Annotated in this window: 11 protein-coding genes; 6 read left to right on the forward strand and 5 right to left on the reverse strand. The window is 32.5% G+C overall.

Annotated elements, in window-relative coordinates; translation table 11 throughout:
• The first annotated feature begins 106 nt into the window (after positions 1 to 106).
• From ACXLDF_RS00660 to scpB, 3 genes are read left to right on the forward strand one after another with little or no spacing between them, the layout of a single operon-like run.
• Positions 107 to 4567, forward strand: a complete 4461-nt coding sequence (locus tag ACXLDF_RS00660; protein ID WP_457556554.1) for an AAA family ATPase — start codon at positions 107 to 109, stop codon at positions 4565 to 4567.
• Between the two features lie 54 nt (positions 4568 to 4621).
• Positions 4622 to 5722 (forward strand): hypothetical protein, encoded by a 1101-nt coding sequence (locus ACXLDF_RS00665; protein ID WP_457556555.1) that lies wholly within the window; start codon positions 4622 to 4624, stop codon positions 5720 to 5722.
• Positions 5723 to 5747: 25 nt separating this feature from the next.
• Positions 5748 to 6788 (forward strand): SMC-Scp complex subunit ScpB, encoded by a 1041-nt coding sequence (gene scpB / locus ACXLDF_RS00670; protein ID WP_457556556.1) that lies wholly within the window; start codon positions 5748 to 5750, stop codon positions 6786 to 6788.
• Between the two features lie 57 nt (positions 6789 to 6845).
• On the opposite strand, the gene ACXLDF_RS00675 is transcribed toward scpB, so the two are convergent.
• Positions 6846 to 7991, reverse strand: coding sequence for a Gfo/Idh/MocA family protein (locus ACXLDF_RS00675; protein ID WP_457556557.1), 1146 nt, complete (start codon positions 7989 to 7991; stop codon positions 6846 to 6848).
• Between the two features lie 102 nt (positions 7992 to 8093).
• Here ACXLDF_RS00675 and ACXLDF_RS00680 point away from each other — a divergent pair, with 102 nt between their 5' ends.
• Positions 8094 to 9977: a radical SAM protein gene (locus tag ACXLDF_RS00680; RefSeq protein WP_457556558.1), complete on the forward strand. Its 1884-nt coding sequence runs from the start codon at positions 8094 to 8096 to the stop codon at positions 9975 to 9977.
• A 48-nt stretch (positions 9978 to 10025) separates the two neighbouring features.
• On the opposite strand, the gene ACXLDF_RS00685 is transcribed toward ACXLDF_RS00680, so the two are convergent.
• From ACXLDF_RS00685 to hutH, 3 genes are all read right to left on the reverse strand, one after another.
• Positions 10026 to 10265, reverse strand: coding sequence for a hypothetical protein (locus ACXLDF_RS00685; protein WP_457556559.1), 240 nt, complete (start codon positions 10263 to 10265; stop codon positions 10026 to 10028).
• 220 nt (positions 10266 to 10485) lie between these two features.
• Positions 10486 to 12018 (reverse strand): glutamate formimidoyltransferase, encoded by a 1533-nt coding sequence (gene ftcD, locus ACXLDF_RS00690; protein ID WP_457556560.1) that lies wholly within the window; start codon positions 12016 to 12018, stop codon positions 10486 to 10488.
• A 175-nt stretch (positions 12019 to 12193) separates the two neighbouring features.
• On the reverse strand, positions 12194 to 13732 hold the full coding sequence (gene hutH / locus ACXLDF_RS00695) for a histidine ammonia-lyase (RefSeq protein WP_457556561.1): 1539 nt from the start codon (positions 13730 to 13732) through the stop codon (positions 12194 to 12196).
• A 123-nt stretch (positions 13733 to 13855) separates the two neighbouring features.
• On the opposite strand from hutH, the gene hutU reads away from it, so the two are divergent.
• The gene (gene hutU / locus ACXLDF_RS00700) at positions 13856 to 15856 is read left to right on the forward strand and encodes a urocanate hydratase (RefSeq protein ID WP_457556562.1); all 2001 of its coding nucleotides are present in this window, start codon (positions 13856 to 13858) and stop codon (positions 15854 to 15856) included.
• A gap of 122 nt (positions 15857 to 15978) precedes the next feature.
• Here hutU and ACXLDF_RS00705 read toward each other — a convergent pair whose 3' ends face one another.
• On the reverse strand, positions 15979 to 16527 hold the full coding sequence (locus tag ACXLDF_RS00705) for a Rab family GTPase (RefSeq protein ID WP_457556563.1): 549 nt from the start codon (positions 16525 to 16527) through the stop codon (positions 15979 to 15981).
• Between the two features lie 137 nt (positions 16528 to 16664).
• Between ACXLDF_RS00705 and ACXLDF_RS00710 the strand changes: the two genes are divergently transcribed.
• Entirely contained in the window at positions 16665 to 18662 is a 1998-nt protein-coding gene (locus ACXLDF_RS00710; protein ID WP_457556564.1) for a tetratricopeptide repeat protein, read from the forward strand.
• Positions 18663 to 18739: the final 77 nt, after the last annotated feature.

An 18739-nucleotide genomic window follows, 5' to 3' on the forward strand; every position in this document is an offset into this window, starting at 1 on the left:
TAGTATTTCAGCTAATAAATTTTTAGCCTACAACCGCTAAATTATTTTAGGATCAATCTCACATTCTTGTATTACACTTACTTCATCATAGGAGTTCTACATTTCAATGACTTATATTAAACGAGTAGTAATGACGGGTTTCAAATCCTTTGGAAACCGAACAGTATCAGTTAATCTCGCCAAAGGTTTTACATGTATTGTCGGACCAAATGGAAATGGTAAGTCCAATGTTATAGATGGACTTTGTTTTGCTTTAGGGCGGCTGGCAAAATCAACTATGCGTGCAACAAAACTAACAGACTTAATCTTTGCGGGATCTAAAAAAGTAAAACCCGCTACTCGAGCTGAAGTTGAAATAGTTTTTGACAATAAAGATCGGGTCTTTCCTTCAGATTCTGATGAATTTAAGGTCTCTCGATGGATTAAACGTAGTGGTACTAGTGGATACCGAATTCAAGGGAAAGCTTCAACTCGAACAGCAATTTTAAATGCACTAGCTCAAGCGAATATCGATCCAGATGGTTCAAATCAATTTGTTCTCCAAGGAAAAATTGTAGAGCTAACCCACATGAGCCCAAATGCACGTAGAGAATTCATAGAAATGTTGATTGGACTAAGTAAATATGATGAAATGAAAGATAAAACATTAAAAGAGTTAGAAAAAGCAGATAAAGATTTGGGACAATTTGAAGCAATTTTCAAAGAAGTATCTGTTCAATTAAAAAAAGTAGAAAAAGAAAAAAATGATGCATTACGATGGAAAGAACTTGATAATCAAGTAAATCTATTCAACGCACAATTAATTGCTTTAAAGATCCATAAAATGCGTCAAGAAGAAGATGATATTGCTGCAGAAATGGAATCCACTCAATTAGTGATCGAAGATCTAAAGAATCGAATTCAGCGACAAAAAGATAAAATTGAAGCAGAAGCACTCTATTTGAAAGGTCTTGAAGAAGATATTGCATTGCAAGAGACAGAAAAATCCAAAATGGATGAAAAAATAACATCTCAAAAATCAGAACTTTCAGCCAAAGAAGCAACATTAAAAGCAACTGAAGAAAACTTAAAAAGACTTAAACAAAATATCGCAAAATTGGAAGCACTTCAGCAAAAACTGGAAGAAGGTCAAACTTATGATGATTTAATTAATAAGACAAAAGAAGAAATTGAAAATCTTCAACAAGCATTAGATGAAAATTCAGGATTAATTGATGAAAATAAAGCGAAACAGAAAGAAGAAGAACAAAAAATTGCACAAATTAACAATGAAAAAGCTCAAATTAATAAAGAAATCTCCAAAATCAAGCAAGATGGTAAAGCTTTAACTACTGAAATCAAAATTCTAGAAAAAACTATTAAAAAGAATGAGAAAAGAAAATCTCAACTTGAAAAAGATTTAAAAAAGTTACAAAAAAATGCAGAAAGTGTAACAGAAGCGATGGAACAAGCAAAAAGTGAAGCAAAATCCATCCAAGAAAAAATTTTAGAATTGAAAAAGCAAATTACTGTCCAAAAATCACTACAAAAACAATTTGATGGGGAAATTCAATCATCGGAGATGAAACGCGACAAATTATCGAAATCGCAAGCAGAAATTCAAGCTGCGATCTCTTCTGCAGGTGCAGAAATTAACATGCTTGAAACCCGTATACAAGAACTTGAAAAGAAGAAAAAGGATTATAGAAACGAGTATGAAAAACTAACCAAAGGTCAAGCAGTTGAAGACCAAATTAAAAAATTAAAAACTGAAGAAAAAGAAATCTCTCAACAGTTAAAAAAGCTTAAAGAAAAACTTATTTCTGCAAATGATGAACAAAAACGAAGTCAAAATAAACAAGAAACCTTGGAATTGAAACGACGAGCATTGGAAGGAGAATTGACCGATCTTGAAAAACGCCTTTCTGGATTACGTGTTGAATTAAAAACTGCAGAATCAGAACTTCATACATCAGAACGGGAAAAACAGCATAAAGAAATTATCAAGGGAAATTTAATAAAAGAAATTACAACCCAAAAAGAACAAAAAGAAAAATTGCAAAATCAAGTTGAAAATTTCCAAGCTAAAATCAACCAGATGAAAGAAGAGCGAACCAAACTTCAAGAAACAATAGATAAAAAGGAAGAAGAATATAGCCAAACTCAAATCGAATTAAACACAGTACTAGATAATCTAACTAATTTGATTCAAGATATTGATCGTTCTGCAGGTGATATCAAATCTGATATTCAAAATGTCAGTCAAGTAGCAATTGATGAATCAGGTAAAGTCTTCAAAGAATTTGTGCTAGATGTTACCGATATGTTGCGATCTATAGAAGAAATATCAGAAATGAATCCAGAAGATCCAAAAGAAATCCAAGAACAACTAAATTTTGCAGTTAATACTTTAAAATTATTAATTGAAAATGCAGAACAACCATTGATTCAACTTAATGAAGTAGTACAAGATGCGAGTGATGAAGCATTAAAAGAATCTACTGGAAATTTCGATGGATTTATACAAGATTTTACCGACAAATTCGATTCAATTCGTGTTGCTTTACAAGCTGTTGCTGTGGCAGATACATCAGAACATTATCGGGCTTTAGAAGATCTGAATTCTGCTATTAGTTCTCAATCTGAAGATCTATCCAAAATATCAGTTCAGTTAACTCGAATCATAGCTCAACTAGAACAAAAAGAACGCGAATTATCACAAGTAAATTCGGAATTAAAACAGCTACAAACAAAAATTGATGAATCAGAGAAGAAATCCAAAGCATGTAAAAAAGAAAATGAAGATAAAACCAAAAAATCTGAAGAAATAAAGGGTGAAATCACAAAAATAACAACCGCGATTTCAGATATAAAAAAGGCTTCTGAAAATTTCTGGAAAGATACAAAATCCCTGCAAACTGAAATCGATAAAAAAACAGAAATTCTTTCACAAATTACCGAAAATTTAAATAAATTAAGCAATGTTAAGCGATTGCTCGATGATATTGAAAATGCTGAACAAGATCAAACTCGATTACGAGATGAAATCAAAAATAAAAAACAAACAATTCAAGATCTTGCTGAAAAAAGTAAAAACATCCAAAAGGATATTGATGCAAATCTTGAAGAAATAGCTAAAATTAAAGCTCAAAGAGAAAAAGCTGAAGATACTCGTAATGACATTCAAACACAAATTGATGAAGAAAATGATAAACTTTCTGAAGTTAATGGAAGAATTAAAGATCTCGAAAATGTTCAAAAATTAATTACTGATATCGAAAACTTAACGACAGAAATTGAAGAAAATACTGAAAAAATAGCAGAGAATACAAAACAGAATGAAATTTTGGAAGAAGATATTGCAAAACTTGAAAAAGATATTGAAAGTAAAAATAAATTGATTGAAGAGCACCAAACATCCAGACAATCATTGGAATCTGAAGAAAAAGAACTTCGCACTAAAACTAAAGAATTATCCACACAAATGAATAATATTGAAAAAATACTAGATAAACAACAACAGATGAAAGCACGGGAAGAAGAGATAGAAAATTTTAAGGATGAACAAGGTGAATTGGGCGATTTAATAGCAGATTATCAAGAAGATATTCAAAAAATTACCGAAAGTTTGATTTCTTTGGAAGAAACTCGTTCAAAACAAATTGAATCATTAAACGAATTACAATCGCAAAAAAATGAATCTTGGGAAAAACAAAAAGCGCTTCGAGACGAATTGGGCGATTTAAATGCTGATTTCTCCCGAAATACTGCTAAATTTAATGGATTAGAAACCCGGAAAATTGTAGTTGAAGAGAAAATTGATGAATTATTTGAAAAATCAAAGGATTACGGAACACTTCCACCAGTTACTGATGATCTTTCTGAAGAATCCTTAAACCAAAAAATAGGTAAATCTACTACAGAGAAAAAAGCATTAGAACCAGTAAACCTTAAATCAATTGAAGAATACGACCAAGTTAAGGAAAGATGGGACGAAATCGATATGCGCAGGCAAACATTACAACGTGAAAGAAAGGCAATATTAGATTCAATCGATCGTATTGAATTAGAGAAAACTCGCAATTTTATGAAGGCATATCATGAAATTAATCGAGTATTTAGTTCTATCTTTCAAAAACTCTCTCCAGGTGGCTCAGCAAAAATGATCCTCGAAAATCCAGCACACCCATTTGAAGGAGGAATTAGTATTGAAGCCCGCCCGCGTGGCAAGAAGATTTCTTCACTGGATATTCTTTCAGGGGGAGAAAAAACACTAGTTGCACTTTCTTTCATCTTTGCTATCCAAAACTTCTATCCTGCCCCATTTTATATTATGGACGAGATTGATGCTGCTCTTGATGGCCCAAATGTTTATCGCACTTCAATGGTTATCAAAGAATATGCTAGATCATCGCAATTCTTAGTAATTAGTCATCGTGAAGAAAATATTACAAACGCAGATAGAATTTATGGAGTCGCAATGAATGATGGTATTACTGATATATTTACCGTAAATTTGGAGGATGAAAAGAAACGAGACGATTTTGAGACAGAAGTTGAAGTTGTTAAAGATCATCCCGAATCTTAACAAAAATCAGAATAAAAAATAAAATAAAAAAGAATAATCTAAATGGGGAGAAAAATGCCAAAAAAAAAAACCACATCTAAAAAACGTTCTAGAAAGAAGACTTCAAAAAAGAAAGGTTCAACAAAAAAAAAAACAAAGAAAACAACAAAATCAAAGAAAACAACCAAACAAGCAACTTTATCAACTCCAAAAGCGCCAAAATCGACTTCAAAGAAAACTTCAACTAAAAAGCTAAAGAAAAAGTCATCAAAAAAGATGAAAAAAACTACAGTAAAAAAGAAAAAATCTTCATCTATTCCAAAAGAACCTGTAATAAAGGAAGTAATTTCGATTGGGGATGATTTAGAAGAACAAGAGGCGAATAAGGGAGAAATAATAGAAGAGGAACCCCAGATAAAGAAGTGGTGGTTGGAAGAACCTTATCGCAGCCTGTTAGATCCTGATTTAGCAAAAACAGTAGACTTTACTAAATTCGATTTATCTTCACTAATTGAAGATTTTACTGCTAAAATGGTAGCTGAAGAATTGATAGATTTTCGGATCTCAGGGTTAGCAATATATTCTTCAGCTCAATTATATCACACGAAAATTACGGGAGTAATAAAGCAAGAAGAGGAAATTCAAAAAGCAGAAATGCGTGAACGAATTCGTCGGCAAATTCCAAAAGCAATTGCACAGCCATTACGGGAGGCACGCAAAATTGCAACTTCTGAAGAGCTTTTTGGAGCCATGCGTAGAGCTATTATAGAAACCATGCAAAAACGAGAAAAGCTGAGAATTCGCCGAGAGCAACAAAAAGCAAAAAGAGAGAAGGAAGTAAGAAAACGGGGTAAAGGAAGGCTTCCTGCAGAAATTCTCAAACATATAACAGGAAGTGAAGAAACAATTGAAGAGCGACTTAAGAAACGGCATCGTCAATTAGTTGAAATTGTTCGTATGGAAAATCCACCCGATCGCACAATTTCAATGAAATATTTTAAAAAAATGATATATAATGATCAAGAAAAGAAGTTGTTAGAAAAGAAGGTTAAGTATATTCAGACATTTGAAGAAATGTTATTTTTAGCATCACTAGGAAAAGTAGTCCTTCATCAAAATGACACCAAATCACCATTATATATAAAATTAGTTGATCAAACCAGCATTGAATTCTAAAATATAAAGTTAAGAGGCAATAAACATGTCAGAAGAAGAGAATAAAAATCAAGATAAAAAATTATCTGAAAAATTAGCAGAAAAGTCAAGTGAAATCCAAAACACAAATCAAAATATAAGTTCAAATAATAATCACAAACCAGAAAGTGATAATAACTTAGAAGTATCTTTGGATAATGACAACGAATTCGATGATGAAATACTCTCAGACTTAGAAGAATTAGATGAAAGTTTAGATTTACCCACAGAGAAAGAGGATAATGAAGAGACTGTTGAAGAAGAAGAGAAATTAGACGCGATTGATGAAAATATTCAATTAAGTAAAGAAGAAAAAGTGGGAGAAGAAATAGAAACTGAAGAAAAAGTAGGAGAAGAAATAGAAACTGAAGGAAAAATAGGAGAAGAAATAGAAACTGAAGAAAAAGAAGGAGAAGAAATAGAAACTGAAGAAAAAGAAGGAGAAGAAATAGAAACTGAAGAAGAAATAGAAGGAGAAGATGATGCTTTTCTAGATGATTCAAAAATTGCCCCAATGAGTGACGAAGAAGAGGCACATATCCATTTAAAAAATGTGGTCGAAGGTGCATTATTTGTTGCTGGACGCCCAGTCTCATTAGAAGAGTTAAATGTGAAAACGGATATCAAAAAACGGGATTTGGAAGCATTGTTGGATGAGTTAGCCATGGATTATTTAATGCGTTCAACTGCTTTGGAAATAATTCGAATTCAAGATAAATACAGTCTGCAAATTAAACCTGAATATACTCCACGAGTGAAAAAATTTGCCAGCGGTGGTTTAATTCCAGATGCAATACTGAAGACTTTAACCATCATAGCACTAAAGCAACCTTTAATGAAATCTACTTTGGTTAAACTTCGCGGTTCTACTGCTTATGAACATGTGAAGTTTTTAGTTGATAGAGGATATATTGAAGCAAGAAAAAAGGGACGTTCATCTGAATTATATACTACAGATCAATTTGCAGATACATTTGGTTTATCAAGAGATATTGAAACTCAAAAAAAACAATTAATTGCACAATTAGGCGTGCAAGATGGGAAATAAGCCATTTTTCTGCCAATTTTCTATCTTCTTTCTTTCTTTTTTTCTAATTGGTTTTTTCTATCTTCCTTCATCGAGATTTAGATTTTTCCAGTAATCAGGAAGGAAAATTGCACGGTTTTGCTCAAAACTATCCACAATACCACGTGTAATTGCGAATGATTTAATTGCATCTTTAAAATTGGTTTGAGGTTGTATTTTTCCACAAGATTCAATTCCTTGATAAAATTCTTCTAAAAGGAATAGTTCTGAGGAGTAATTTTGTGCATTGTATTCCACATCTGAAGTAATGGGAATCTCAGTCGTGTGATATTTAAATCCTTCAGGATCCTCAAATTCAGTTAACGAGAGCTGTTTTTCTTTATTTTTCTCAAATAAATTGATTTCACCCTCTTCACAATTAAGATCTAAACGATGATATAATTCTCCTTTTTTCTGCCAATCGCCTCTATATGTTGCGTAAATCCAGTTATCAGGATTATAATAATCTTGTGGGCGCGCTAAGGCAAAAATCGCAAATGTGGTTGAAGATCCTTTAAAGTACGAAAAGCTTGGTTTAAAATTCACTCCACCTTGAACTTGTACTACATCCATCTCTGTAAGATATCTAATTAAATCCAAATGGTGGGGAGCCATATCTTCTAAAAATAGATCGCGTAGCCATCGGCGCCACCCTTGGCGTGTTTTTCCCCAATTGTACAGATAAGTAAGATTCAAGGATGTGATCGATTTTAGCGAATCTTTACGTTCAAGATAAGTTTTCTTTACAGACCAATTATGGGGAAAGAAACGAGTTTGAGTTCCTACAGCGGTGCATAATTCTGGATATTTTGCTGCAGTTTTTACCATTTCACGCGCTTGAGAAATTGTACTTGCCATGTTTTTCTCGCTTAACACATTTAAACCGAGATCCAGAGCTTCCATGGATAATACATGATGAGTATAAGTAGGGGTAACTAAAATTGCGAGATCATAAGGCCCTTTGCCGAATTGGATTGCTTCTTCCATGGAAGTAAAACATTCACCTTTTGGAATCCCCCATATTTTCGGAGCATGCTCCAATTTATCGGTATTTGTATCAACAACTGCTCCGATTTCCCACTGTGGATGGTTTTCTATTGCCTTTCGCCAAACATGGGCATGTCCACCAATTCCAACAATTAATGCACGTTTTTTTCTGGATTTTGCAGAATGATTCAAATTCATATTCTATATACGAAAAAAACAGTGAACATAAAAAAATGTTATCTTCTCTGGCTTTTTTCTTAAAATCAGAATTTCCAAAAAGGAACAAATATTTAAGCACCTATGGGGAAGAATATTTCTTCAGCGCCGTTCTTTCGCATTTTACTAATAGATGGATATATCGATGAACCAGGATGTTTAGGTGTTCCTCCATTTTTAGCACCTCTACCGAGATATATTGCAGGAGCGATCCAATTAGCTGAAGAAATTGGAAATATTCAATCTGAATTCTTATATCGAACGATTGATCAATTTCGCAGTCATAAAATTGAATTACTACAATCCCAGATAGATATAGTAATATTTTTATCCGGAGTATCCGTTCCAGGAAAATATTTAGGAGGAACGCCAATCAGTTTTCGAGAACTACGAGATTTTTCAACATTATTTCAGAATTCATTTTCTATATTATGTGGTCCTGCCACCAAATATGGGATTGGTGAAGGCGGTGGGCAAGTTAGTCGACAAACGGAGAATTTACGGTTAAATTTCAATTTAATTCTCTATGATGATGCAGAATGGGCACTATTCAAATTGTTTTCACAATATTTAGAAACTCTAACTAAGACAATTCAAGAAATAAGAAATAATCAAAATAATAGAAACAAACAAAGAAAACAAAATAAGCAGTCTTTCATGCGATTTCAAGCGGATCAAAACCTTAAGACATCTCAAACACTTCAAACACTTGAAAAAATAAGACGTCCTTCCATTCATTCAATTCATGCTTTTGCAACAAGGGGCCCATCACGGTTAATTCATCAACATCCAAATTTCAAACAAGAACCAGAAGGAAATCTTATTTGTGAGATCGAAACATTTCAAGGTTGTCCACGCTATCGCACCGGAGGGTGTAGATTTTGCATTGAACCCTTAAAAGGTCCGACACAACACCGAAAAATTGATGATGTTGTGGAGGAAATATATGAATTATATAAAACGGGTGTAAGGCATTTTCGCCTTGGTGCCCAAACAGATTTTTATTCATTTCATCATGGAAAGTATCTTCATCCAAAATATCCTAAACCCAATCCAGCAGCTATTCAGAAATTGCTGAGTCAAATTTGGGAAAAATGCCCAGATCTTAAGACACTGCATATCGATAATGTAAATGCATTAAATTTCTCATTATATCCTAATGAAGCAATTGAAATTACTAAATTAATTGTTGAATACTGTACTGAAGGAAATATCGCAGCAATTGGGGTTGAATCAGTAGATCCCACAGTAATTCGCGCCAATAATCTAAAAGCAACTGCGGATGAAATTGAAAATGCAATTGCTGTAATTAATCAATTTGGTTCTAAAATAGGAAAGAATGGAAATGCATTATTTCTTCCTGGATTAAACTTCATCATGGGTCTTCCAGGAGAATCTAACGAAAGTTTGCAGCAAAATTATGAATTCTTACAAAAAATTTTAAAAAAAGGTTATTTGGTTCGACGGATAAATTTAAGAAAATTTCTGGTTCCCTTCACTATGGATCCTTCCACTCAAAAGTGGGTTCTTAAGCATGTAAAAAAATTTCAAAGCAAGTATTTCCATTGGAAAGCAGATATTCGAATTAATATTGATATCCCATTATTAAAAGGATTATATCCTTTTGGACGCATTTTGAAGCAAGTTTATGCAGAAAAGCACGATGGAAATGGAACTTTAGCGCGGCAAATTGGAACGTATCCAATTAGATGTTTTATTCCAAAAAAAATACCTTTATATAGATTCTATGATTTAGTGGTTGTAAATCACGGCTCCCGCTCATTAGTTTGCCTAGTATTACCAGTAGATCTTACCAATTTAAGCAAAAAAGAATTAGAAGCAATTAATGGCATCGGAAAAAACCGCGCTCAAGCGATCCAATTAAAAAATCCTAAAACAGAAAAGGATTGGTCTCAAATGGATGAAAAAATCCGTGAAATTCGTCGTATATTGAATAAGAATAACTGAGTATGGGAATATTGAGAAAAAAAGGATTATTCTGAAAGGATTTTGAATTTATTTCTTTTTTTTACTTTTTGGTTTTACTTTTGTTTTTCCTGCATTTGCACACCATTTTTCTTTACACGAACGACTACAAAACTTATGTTCTGGAGGATCTTGTTGTAAATTTACATGGCTGATATACCTCTTAGGTAAGGGCTTGTTACACCATTCACATCGAGGCATATTATGATAGCTTTGAGGAAGTTGAATTTCTGAAAACGATTTTAAATCTTGGTTATAGTCTGGGCTCATGAAATCACGTATTATTTATGAATAAAATAGTACATTTTTAGAACCTATTTAATTTTATCATTATAATATTTAAGAAGTAATTCACCAAACTTCTAAAAAAGTAAAGATAATTCTTTTAAACTTTGAATTTAGCGTTAATTATCTTTTAAAATTGAAGAATGATGAAAAAATATGAAAAAATAAAATAAACCACAATTCTATTTGACAGTTCTTATATTTTTTAAAAATTCTTCCTTGCTTCTTCGACTAAATTATTCACTTTTTCATCTAAACCAGAAAGAATTGAAGATAATTCCGCTTTAACTTCATTCTTGAAGTTTTCATCTTTAATTGCAGGTAAATTAATTTCCACGTTCAGGGCTGCCGATTTTAAACCAGTTAAAGCATTCATAGCACCAACAGCTATATCTGAAAGTGCGTTTTTATTTCCTTTTAATCCAATATCTAAAAGGATATCTAAAACTGATTTACATGTTTTCACAGTCTCTAATGGGACCAAAGCAGCATTTTTATATTCTTCTTGGATTTTTGCAGAACGTAGTGATTTTTCTTCTTCAGTTTCCTTTGGTAATTTAAAAGCTTTCATTACTCCATTAAAAGCATTAGCATCCTTATCAATAAGTAAAGTCAGTTGATGATGTAATTGATCTAATTCTTTTACTTTTTCTGAAAAATAATTAGAGACATCTTCATACCCTTTCTTTCCAATGGTTAACCGAGAGACCATTGCTCCAAGAGCAGCTCCCATTGAACCTGCAACACAAGCAACTGAACCTCCACCAGGTGCAGGTGAATCTGATGCAAGTTCTTTTATAAATCCTTGAACAGATATGTTTTTCAATTCTGCTTTCTCACTTCGAGATACTTCTTCTAATTTTTTCTCAATAACTTGATTTCTTTCCCATTTATCATTTAATTGAAGGTAAAATTCAGAAGCATCTAAAAGAGCATCAACTGGAATCATACCATAAACTTCTGTTTCAGTAATCATTACACCATAACGTGCAGCTTCTCTCCGGACAGTTTCAACTACCATATGCATTGGTGTTTCTTTATAATTGGTTAAATTCATGGAAACTTGAACATATGGTTTCGTTTCAAAGCCCATTGATTTTACATATCGAAATCCACCATTTTTATGGCGAATATTAACTCCTATCCTTTTTGCAATTTCAACATTGTCTGTATTCAAATAGATATTATAAGCAATTAAAAATTCTCGGGCACCAATTACAGTAGCTCCAGCCTTAGGCAATTTTGAAGGCCCAAAATCAGGTTTACGATCAGGATTTGTTTCAATTTCTTCCTTCAGGCCTTCATATTGACCTTTTCGAATATTTGCTAAATTCACCCTATCAGGTCGAGTAGCTGCAGCTTCATAAAGATAAGTTGGAATCCCAAGTTCAGATGAGACTTTTTCAGCTAATCTTCGGGCTAATTCTGAACATTCTTCTAAAGTTATTCCAGAGACAGGAACAAAAGGCACAACATCAGTAGCACCAATTCGTGGATGTTCTCCAGAATGTTTATCCATATCAATTAATTCAGCAGCAATCTTTATTCCTGCAAATGCTGCATTAAAACAAGCATCAGGTTCCCCTACCATAGTAACAACCAAGCGATTATGGTCCGGATCTGCACGAGCGTCGAGTACTTTAGCCGAACCTGCAGATTTTAAGGCATTTAAAATTTTATCAATAACTTCTTGATTTCGCCCTTCACTAAAATTAGGTACTAATTCAACTAATGGCATAATAGATCACACAATAAGCATAGAGTGATTGGTATCATTATGAATTTGAGATGAAATTAAAATGATCCGCCCACATTAATGGAGATTTTTGAGCAAAATTTTCACCGTTAATTCAGTGTCAACTTTTAAAATTTTATAAATTGTGTTATATCATAGAAAAAAAAAGGGAATTAAGTTAATTAAATTGAGCAATTTCCAAAAGTTTTTTCGATCGAACGATTTCTGCACCTTTCTGTAAATGGTGAGAAAGAATTTCATCATTTTCAATAAATGGAATAAACTTCCGAACATAATTATAACAATTTTCCACTTTTTCAGTACTTTTTAGAGGACGTCGTAAATCAATGGCTTGGCAGGCACTCACTAATTCAATTCCAAGAATTTGTTCTAAATTATTAATAATTTGCAAAGTTTTACGAGCCGCAATTGAGCCCATAGAAACTAAATCTTCCACTCCATTACTGGTAGGAATTGAATCAGCACTAGCTGGAAAACACATTGTCTTATTCTCACTTGCAAGGGCTGCCGTACAATACTGAGCAATCATAAAACCAGAATTCAACCCAGATCCCTTTATTAAATAAAGAGGGATTCCATATTCTCCAGTTTCTCCTAAAAGAAGGTAAACACGCCGATCTGAGATATTGCCTAATTCTGATGCAGCTAATCCAGCATAATCTAGGGGTAAAGCTAAAGGTTCTCCATGAAATCCACCACCAGAAATAGCAATTGGCTCATCTCCATCCGTAAATACATTTGGATTATCTGTTACGGAATTAATTTCACGAATTACCACTTCTTTAAGGTGTTGTAATGCATCATGGCAAGCACCATGAATTTGCGGCATACATCTAAAAGAGTAGGGATCTTGCACGCGACTACATTCTTTGTGAGATTCCACAAATCCAGAACCTGTAAGTAATTCACGAAGATGCCGCGCCACTATCTGAGCCCCTGGATGAGGCCTAACTTCGTGTAAACGTGAATCAAATGGTGCGATAGAACCAAGGTATCCTTCCAAACTTAACGCTCCAATAAGATCAGCATGATTGACACAGTTTTCCAGCCGTTCAACAACTTTTATGGCATGTGCTGCAATAAATTGAGTACCATTTATTAAACCCAATCCTTCTTTTGCACCTAAAGATAAAGGTTTCATCCCATGATCTTGAAGTACATCCCCAGCAGGGATGTAGGACTCACCGCCATCTTTTGTGATTTCACCCAATCCTATTAATGGGAGGAATAAGTGGGCCAATGGACATAAATCTCCCGATGCCCCCACAGATCCTTGTTCAGGAACCTTTGAGATATAATTCATATCAATATGCCACATGATTCGCTCAATTAAGTTGAGGGATACTCCACTATATCCTTGAGACAATGCATGAACCTTTAGAATCATCATTAATTTGGCAATATCTGTATCGATTGGTTTTCCTACTCCAACACTATGAGATTTTAGTAAGTTTTCTTGTAATGTTCCTGCATCTTCTTTTGAAATTTTTGTGGTGCATAAAGAACCGAAACCTGTATTTATAGAATATATAGGTTTATTTCCTTTTGCCATTTTTTGAACAGCATCATAGCATCGAGTTATTTTAAGTTTTGCTTCATCACTCAAAACACCTCTTATTTTACCTGAACAAATTTTCAAAGCTTTTGTGATATCCATTTGATCGATTCCATATTGAAAAATTTGCAGCTTTACCAACTCCGTTTATTTTAATACTTTCCCCTAAATTAAAATTTATTTAAATGGGTTCAAAAGGGGAATATTTGTTTCATCGAGCCCAAACTTTTTATGGAGATATAACTTCTTTTCTAAACGAGAATCATGTCAAATGAGATTATTAATGTTCAATTATCATCAGAATTACCGCCAGATCCTGAATTTGATCCTCAATATCGAAGAGCTCCTAATCGAGGATATAATCTAAATAAAGAAGAAACGAAAATTGCTTTAAAAAATGCACTTCGTTACATTCCAGAGAATTTACACGAAAAATTAGCGCCTGAGTTTTTAAAAGAATTAAAAACGCGGGGAAGAATTTATGGATACAGATATCGCCCTCATGGATCCATAAAAGGTAAACCTATTGATGAATATAAAGGAATTTTAGAAGCAAGAGCAATTCAAGTTATGATTGATAACAATTTAGATTTTGATATTGCACTTTATCCTTATGAATTGGTTACATATGGAGAATCTGGCCAAGTTTGTCAAAATTGGATGCAATACAGACTAATTAAGAAATATTTGGAAATAATGAAAGAAGACCAAACACTTGTGGTTATGTCTGGCCATCCTCTTGGTTTATTTCCAACTAAAAGAAACGCACCTAGAGTAATTTTCTCAAATGGATTAATGATTGGAATGTATGACAACCCAGAGGATTTTCATCGTGCTCAAGCATTAGGTGTAGCAAATTATGGACAAATGACTGCAGGTGGTTGGATGTATATTGGACCTCAAGGAATTGTACATGGAACCTATATTACCTTATTAAATGCAGGAAGATTGTATCTTGGTAAAAAATCTGATGAAGATCTGACAGGTGTATTATACATTAGCTCAGGATTGGGGGGGATGAGTGGAGCACAACCAAAAGCTGCTGATATTGCAGGAGCGATCAGCATTACTGCTGAAGTTGATAAATCTCGCATTGATACCCGATATGAGCAGGGATGGGTCTCACGAGTCTCAAGCAATTTAGAGGAAATATTCCAATGGGTTGAAGAATACCGAACTAAAAAAGAACATTTATCAATTGCATATCATGGTAATATTGTAGATTTGTGGCAGTATGTTGTGGATCATGATATTAAGGTTGAATTAGCTTCAGATCAGACCAGCTGTCATGCAGTATATGAAGGTGGATACACTCCAGCAGGAATCACTTTTGATGAAGGTAGAGATTTGCTAAAATCTGATCGTGCAAAGTTTAAGCAACTAGTGGATAAATCTTTAAAGAAGCAGTTTGAATTAATTCAAGTTATGAGTAATAGGGGAACTAAATTTTGGGATTATGGTAATTCATTTTTGAAAGCTGTTTTTGATGCTGGAGCAAAAAATATTGCAAAAAATGAGGATGCTCGTAATGGTTTTATATTTCCATCCTATGTAGAAGATATAATGGGACCTATTTGTTTTGATTATGGATATGGTCCATTTCGTTGGGTTTGCCTTAGTGGAAAACACAGCGATTTAATTTTAACAGATCAAACAGCGATGAAATGTATTGATCCTAACCGTCGGGCTCAAGATCGAGATAACTATGTATGGATTCGCGATGCAGAGAAAAATAAACTAGTTGTTGGAACACAAGCGAGAATATTATATGCAGATGGTCCAGGCAGAGTAAAAATTGCGAAAGCATTTAATCAATTAGTTCGAGAAGGTAAAATCGGCCCAGTTATGCTTGGTCGTGATCACCATGATGTTTCTGGAACTGATAGTCCATTCCGTGAGACATCCAATATAAAAGATGGGAGTAATGTTATGTCAGAAATGGCGCATCATTCTTGGGCAGGAAACATTGCGCGAGGAATGACCATGTGTGTTTTATCAAACGGAGGAGGAGTGGGTACTGGAAAAGTAATAAATGGAGGATTCGGTTTAGTGCTAGATGGAAGTTCTCGTGTTGATACAATTATTGATATGGCGCTAGATTGGGATGTTCATTCAGGAATAGCGCGTCGCGCATGGGCACGTAATCCGCATGCAATACAAACAGCAAAGGAATGGAATGAACGCAATCAAGGGAAAGGACATATTACTTTGCCATTTTTAGCAAGCGATGAATTAATTGAAGAAATTATTAAAAAATCTTTGTAATTATTGATTTCTTTCAATTTTTCTCAATTCTTTTTAATTCTATCTTTTTTTTTATATTATCTTTTCTTTTTCAATATGTACTTAATAATCTATGATGATAACTTGTGATTTCAAGATAAATTTCAATTTATAACACAATTTCGGGTAGAGAGATAATACTTTTTTAGAGTTGAAAATACTTCATCAATTCCAATATTCTGTTTTGATGAAATAAACAAATGAGCCACTATATTGGAATAATGTGGGAATGTATATTCCATTTTTTTCCATAGCTTTTGATAATATATAAGATCTTCAAGTTGTGCGAGATCTATTTTTGATCCAGCTAGAATAAGAGGGATTTCTTCATTTTCACTCATTAAAAGCTCTACCCAATGCGAAATATTCTCAAAAGTCTTTGGACGGGTAATATCATACATAATAATTCCCCCTTTGGTTCCTTTCAAATATGCATCATGCAAGAAATGAAATCTTTGCTGACCCCCTAAATCATAAATTAAAAATGAAACAGGATATTGATCATTTTCAACTAATACACACGAAAAATCAACTCCTACTGTAATTTTCGAACTATAACTGAATTTCCCTGTTGTTTTTGTAGCTAAAAAGCTCGATTTTCCAACTCCACCATCTCCTGCAAGAATGATCTTCTTTATCGCTTTTTTATCCATATCATTAAAGTAATTATATCTATAAAAAAAACGAAATAGCTACTCACTAAAATTATTAAAGAACAATTTTATTAATTATTCAATTGTGATATCGAATAAATTATCTCTATACTTTAACCTTTAATGCAGTGAAACTGATGACCAAAAATCTCTTTTCTTTCTTAATGAAAATGGTTAGATTTAGTTCTAAAAAAGATATTTTTGAATTAGAAGATCAACTAAAAAATATTGAAAAATTAATTCAACATGATAGAGTTAATGAGGCGGAGGCAAAATTAATAAAAATTAAAGAAAAATACTACAAGGAATTCAAAAATCCAGTAATAAATATACAAGGAGAATTGTTAAAAGCAAGAATTCTTGAAAAAACCCAGAATTATTCTGACGCTTTAATAATTGTTGAAAATGAACTTAAAAAAGAAAAAATTTCAAAAGATTCTTTTCTATATGTTCAAGCTTTGATATTGAAAGCAACAATATTAAATAAGTTGAGAAAAAATACTCAAGGACTTAATACTATAGAAATTGCAGAAGAAATTCTTAATTCAATTAAATATCACGAAGAAAAAGACCTTACCCAATTAAAAGGTAAGATTGCAAATCTAAAAGGAGATTTTCTTTTACAACAAGGTGAATTAGAAAAAGCTCGCAAATGTTTTTTAAAAAGCCTTAAAATAAGCGAAGAATTTAATGATTACTCTTTAGTTTCCTTAAATTTAAATAATATTGGGGTAACATGGGGTTATTCTGGAGAATTAGATTATGCGCTAGATTATTATAAAAAAAATGTAGAATTATGTATAGAAAAGGGGTTTGAATCAAAAGTCTCTTCATCATTTAATAATATCGGAGAATGTTATAGAACAAAAGGAGATTTGACTCTTGCTTTAGAATATTATCAAAAAAGTTTAGATCTCTCTCAAAAATATGAAGATAAAATTGGTATGGCAGTAACATTACATAACATAGCCTTAATTCTTCAAGCTAAAGGCCAATATGATGATGCAGAAAAATATTTTTTCGATAGCCTTACTTTGGGTGAACAAATCGATTTTTACCCGTTAATTGCAGAAACCATCTTTAATTTGATAAAATTGTATTTAGAAATCGATAAAAAATCAGATGAAGAAATCCAAAAATACTTAGAAAAATTAAGAAATCTAGATCAAAAAAAGAAAAATAAGATTATCAATCAGCAATATCGACTATCAGAGGCATTTATTTTAAAAAAGAGTGAAAGGTTAGTAAATAAAGCAAAAGCTCAAGAAATTCTTCAACAAATAGCTGAAGAAGAAATTGTTGAACATGAATTAACAGTCTCTGCTATGTTAAATTTATGTGAACTACTAATTCTTGAGTTAAAATCAACAGGAAAGGAGGAAATATTAAAAGAAATTAAAACTCTAATTGGAAAACTGTATAATATCGCAAAAAGTCAAAATTCTTATGTTTTATTGGGAGAAATATATCTTCTTGAAGCAAAAATATCCTTATTAGAATTAAATCACAAAAAAGCGCGCGATTTACTAAATCTAGCACAAAATTTAGCTGAAGAACGAGGTCTGAATCTTTTAAATATTAAAGTCTCTCAAGAATATGACTCAATGTTAAAATTTTTAAAAGATTTAAGTAAATTAATGCAAGGCGAAATTTCTTTTAAAGACAGAATTAATTTTTCACAAATTGACCAACTTTTAAATTTTGTAATACAGAAGAGAGATCTACCTAAACCTAATGAAGAAGTCCCAGTTCTTCTGATGCTAATTGATAAAGGAGGATTAAATATTTATTCTAAGAGTTTTTTTAATCAAAATGAGCCTTCAAACGAGCAATTAATTAGTGGATTTATTACAGCAATTAACTCATTCATGAAGGAAGTTTTCAAAATTCAAGGCTCTATTGAACGCATTAGGCATCAAGAATATACAATAATTGTTCATCAGGTAAAACAATTCCTTATTTGTTATGTATTTCGTGGAGAATCATATTTTGCAGTTAAAAAGATCAATAAATTTGTTGATACCCTTAAACAAGATGAAAAATTAATGAATTACTTAGAAAATGATTTTCAAATAACATCTCAGTTAATTAACGTAAAGGAATTTGATTCAATGGTTGATTCAATATTTATTTAATAATTGTAAAATTACTTTATATTCCTAAAAAAAATTAACGATGAATGATATTGACAATATTATTAGCAAAATTTCAA

It is taken from the genome of Candidatus Harpocratesius sp., assembly GCF_054039255.1.

Bases quoted from the DNA above. Each gene is read 5' to 3' on its own strand.
- ACXLDF_RS00660 (WP_457556554.1), top strand. From the start codon at position 107: ATGACTTATATTAAACGAGTAGTAATGACGGGTTTCAAATCCTTTGGA.
- ACXLDF_RS00665 (WP_457556555.1), top strand. From the start codon at position 4,622: ATGCCAAAAAAAAAAACCACATCTAAAAAACGTTCTAGAAAGAAGACT.
- scpB (WP_457556556.1), top strand. From the start codon at position 5,748: ATGTCAGAAGAAGAGAATAAAAATCAAGATAAAAAATTATCTGAAAAA.
- ACXLDF_RS00675 (WP_457556557.1), bottom strand. From the start codon at position 7,991: ATGAATTTGAATCATTCTGCAAAATCCAGAAAAAAACGTGCATTAATT.
- ACXLDF_RS00680 (WP_457556558.1), top strand. From the start codon at position 8,094: ATGGGGAAGAATATTTCTTCAGCGCCGTTCTTTCGCATTTTACTAATA.
- ACXLDF_RS00685 (WP_457556559.1), bottom strand. From the start codon at position 10,265: ATGAGCCCAGACTATAACCAAGATTTAAAATCGTTTTCAGAAATTCAA.
- ftcD (WP_457556560.1), bottom strand. From the start codon at position 12,018: ATGCCATTAGTTGAATTAGTACCTAATTTTAGTGAAGGGCGAAATCAA.
- hutU (WP_457556562.1), top strand. From the start codon at position 13,856: ATGTCAAATGAGATTATTAATGTTCAATTATCATCAGAATTACCGCCA.
- ACXLDF_RS00705 (WP_457556563.1), bottom strand. From the start codon at position 16,527: ATGGATAAAAAAGCGATAAAGAAGATCATTCTTGCAGGAGATGGTGGA.
- ACXLDF_RS00710 (WP_457556564.1), top strand. From the start codon at position 16,665: ATGACCAAAAATCTCTTTTCTTTCTTAATGAAAATGGTTAGATTTAGT.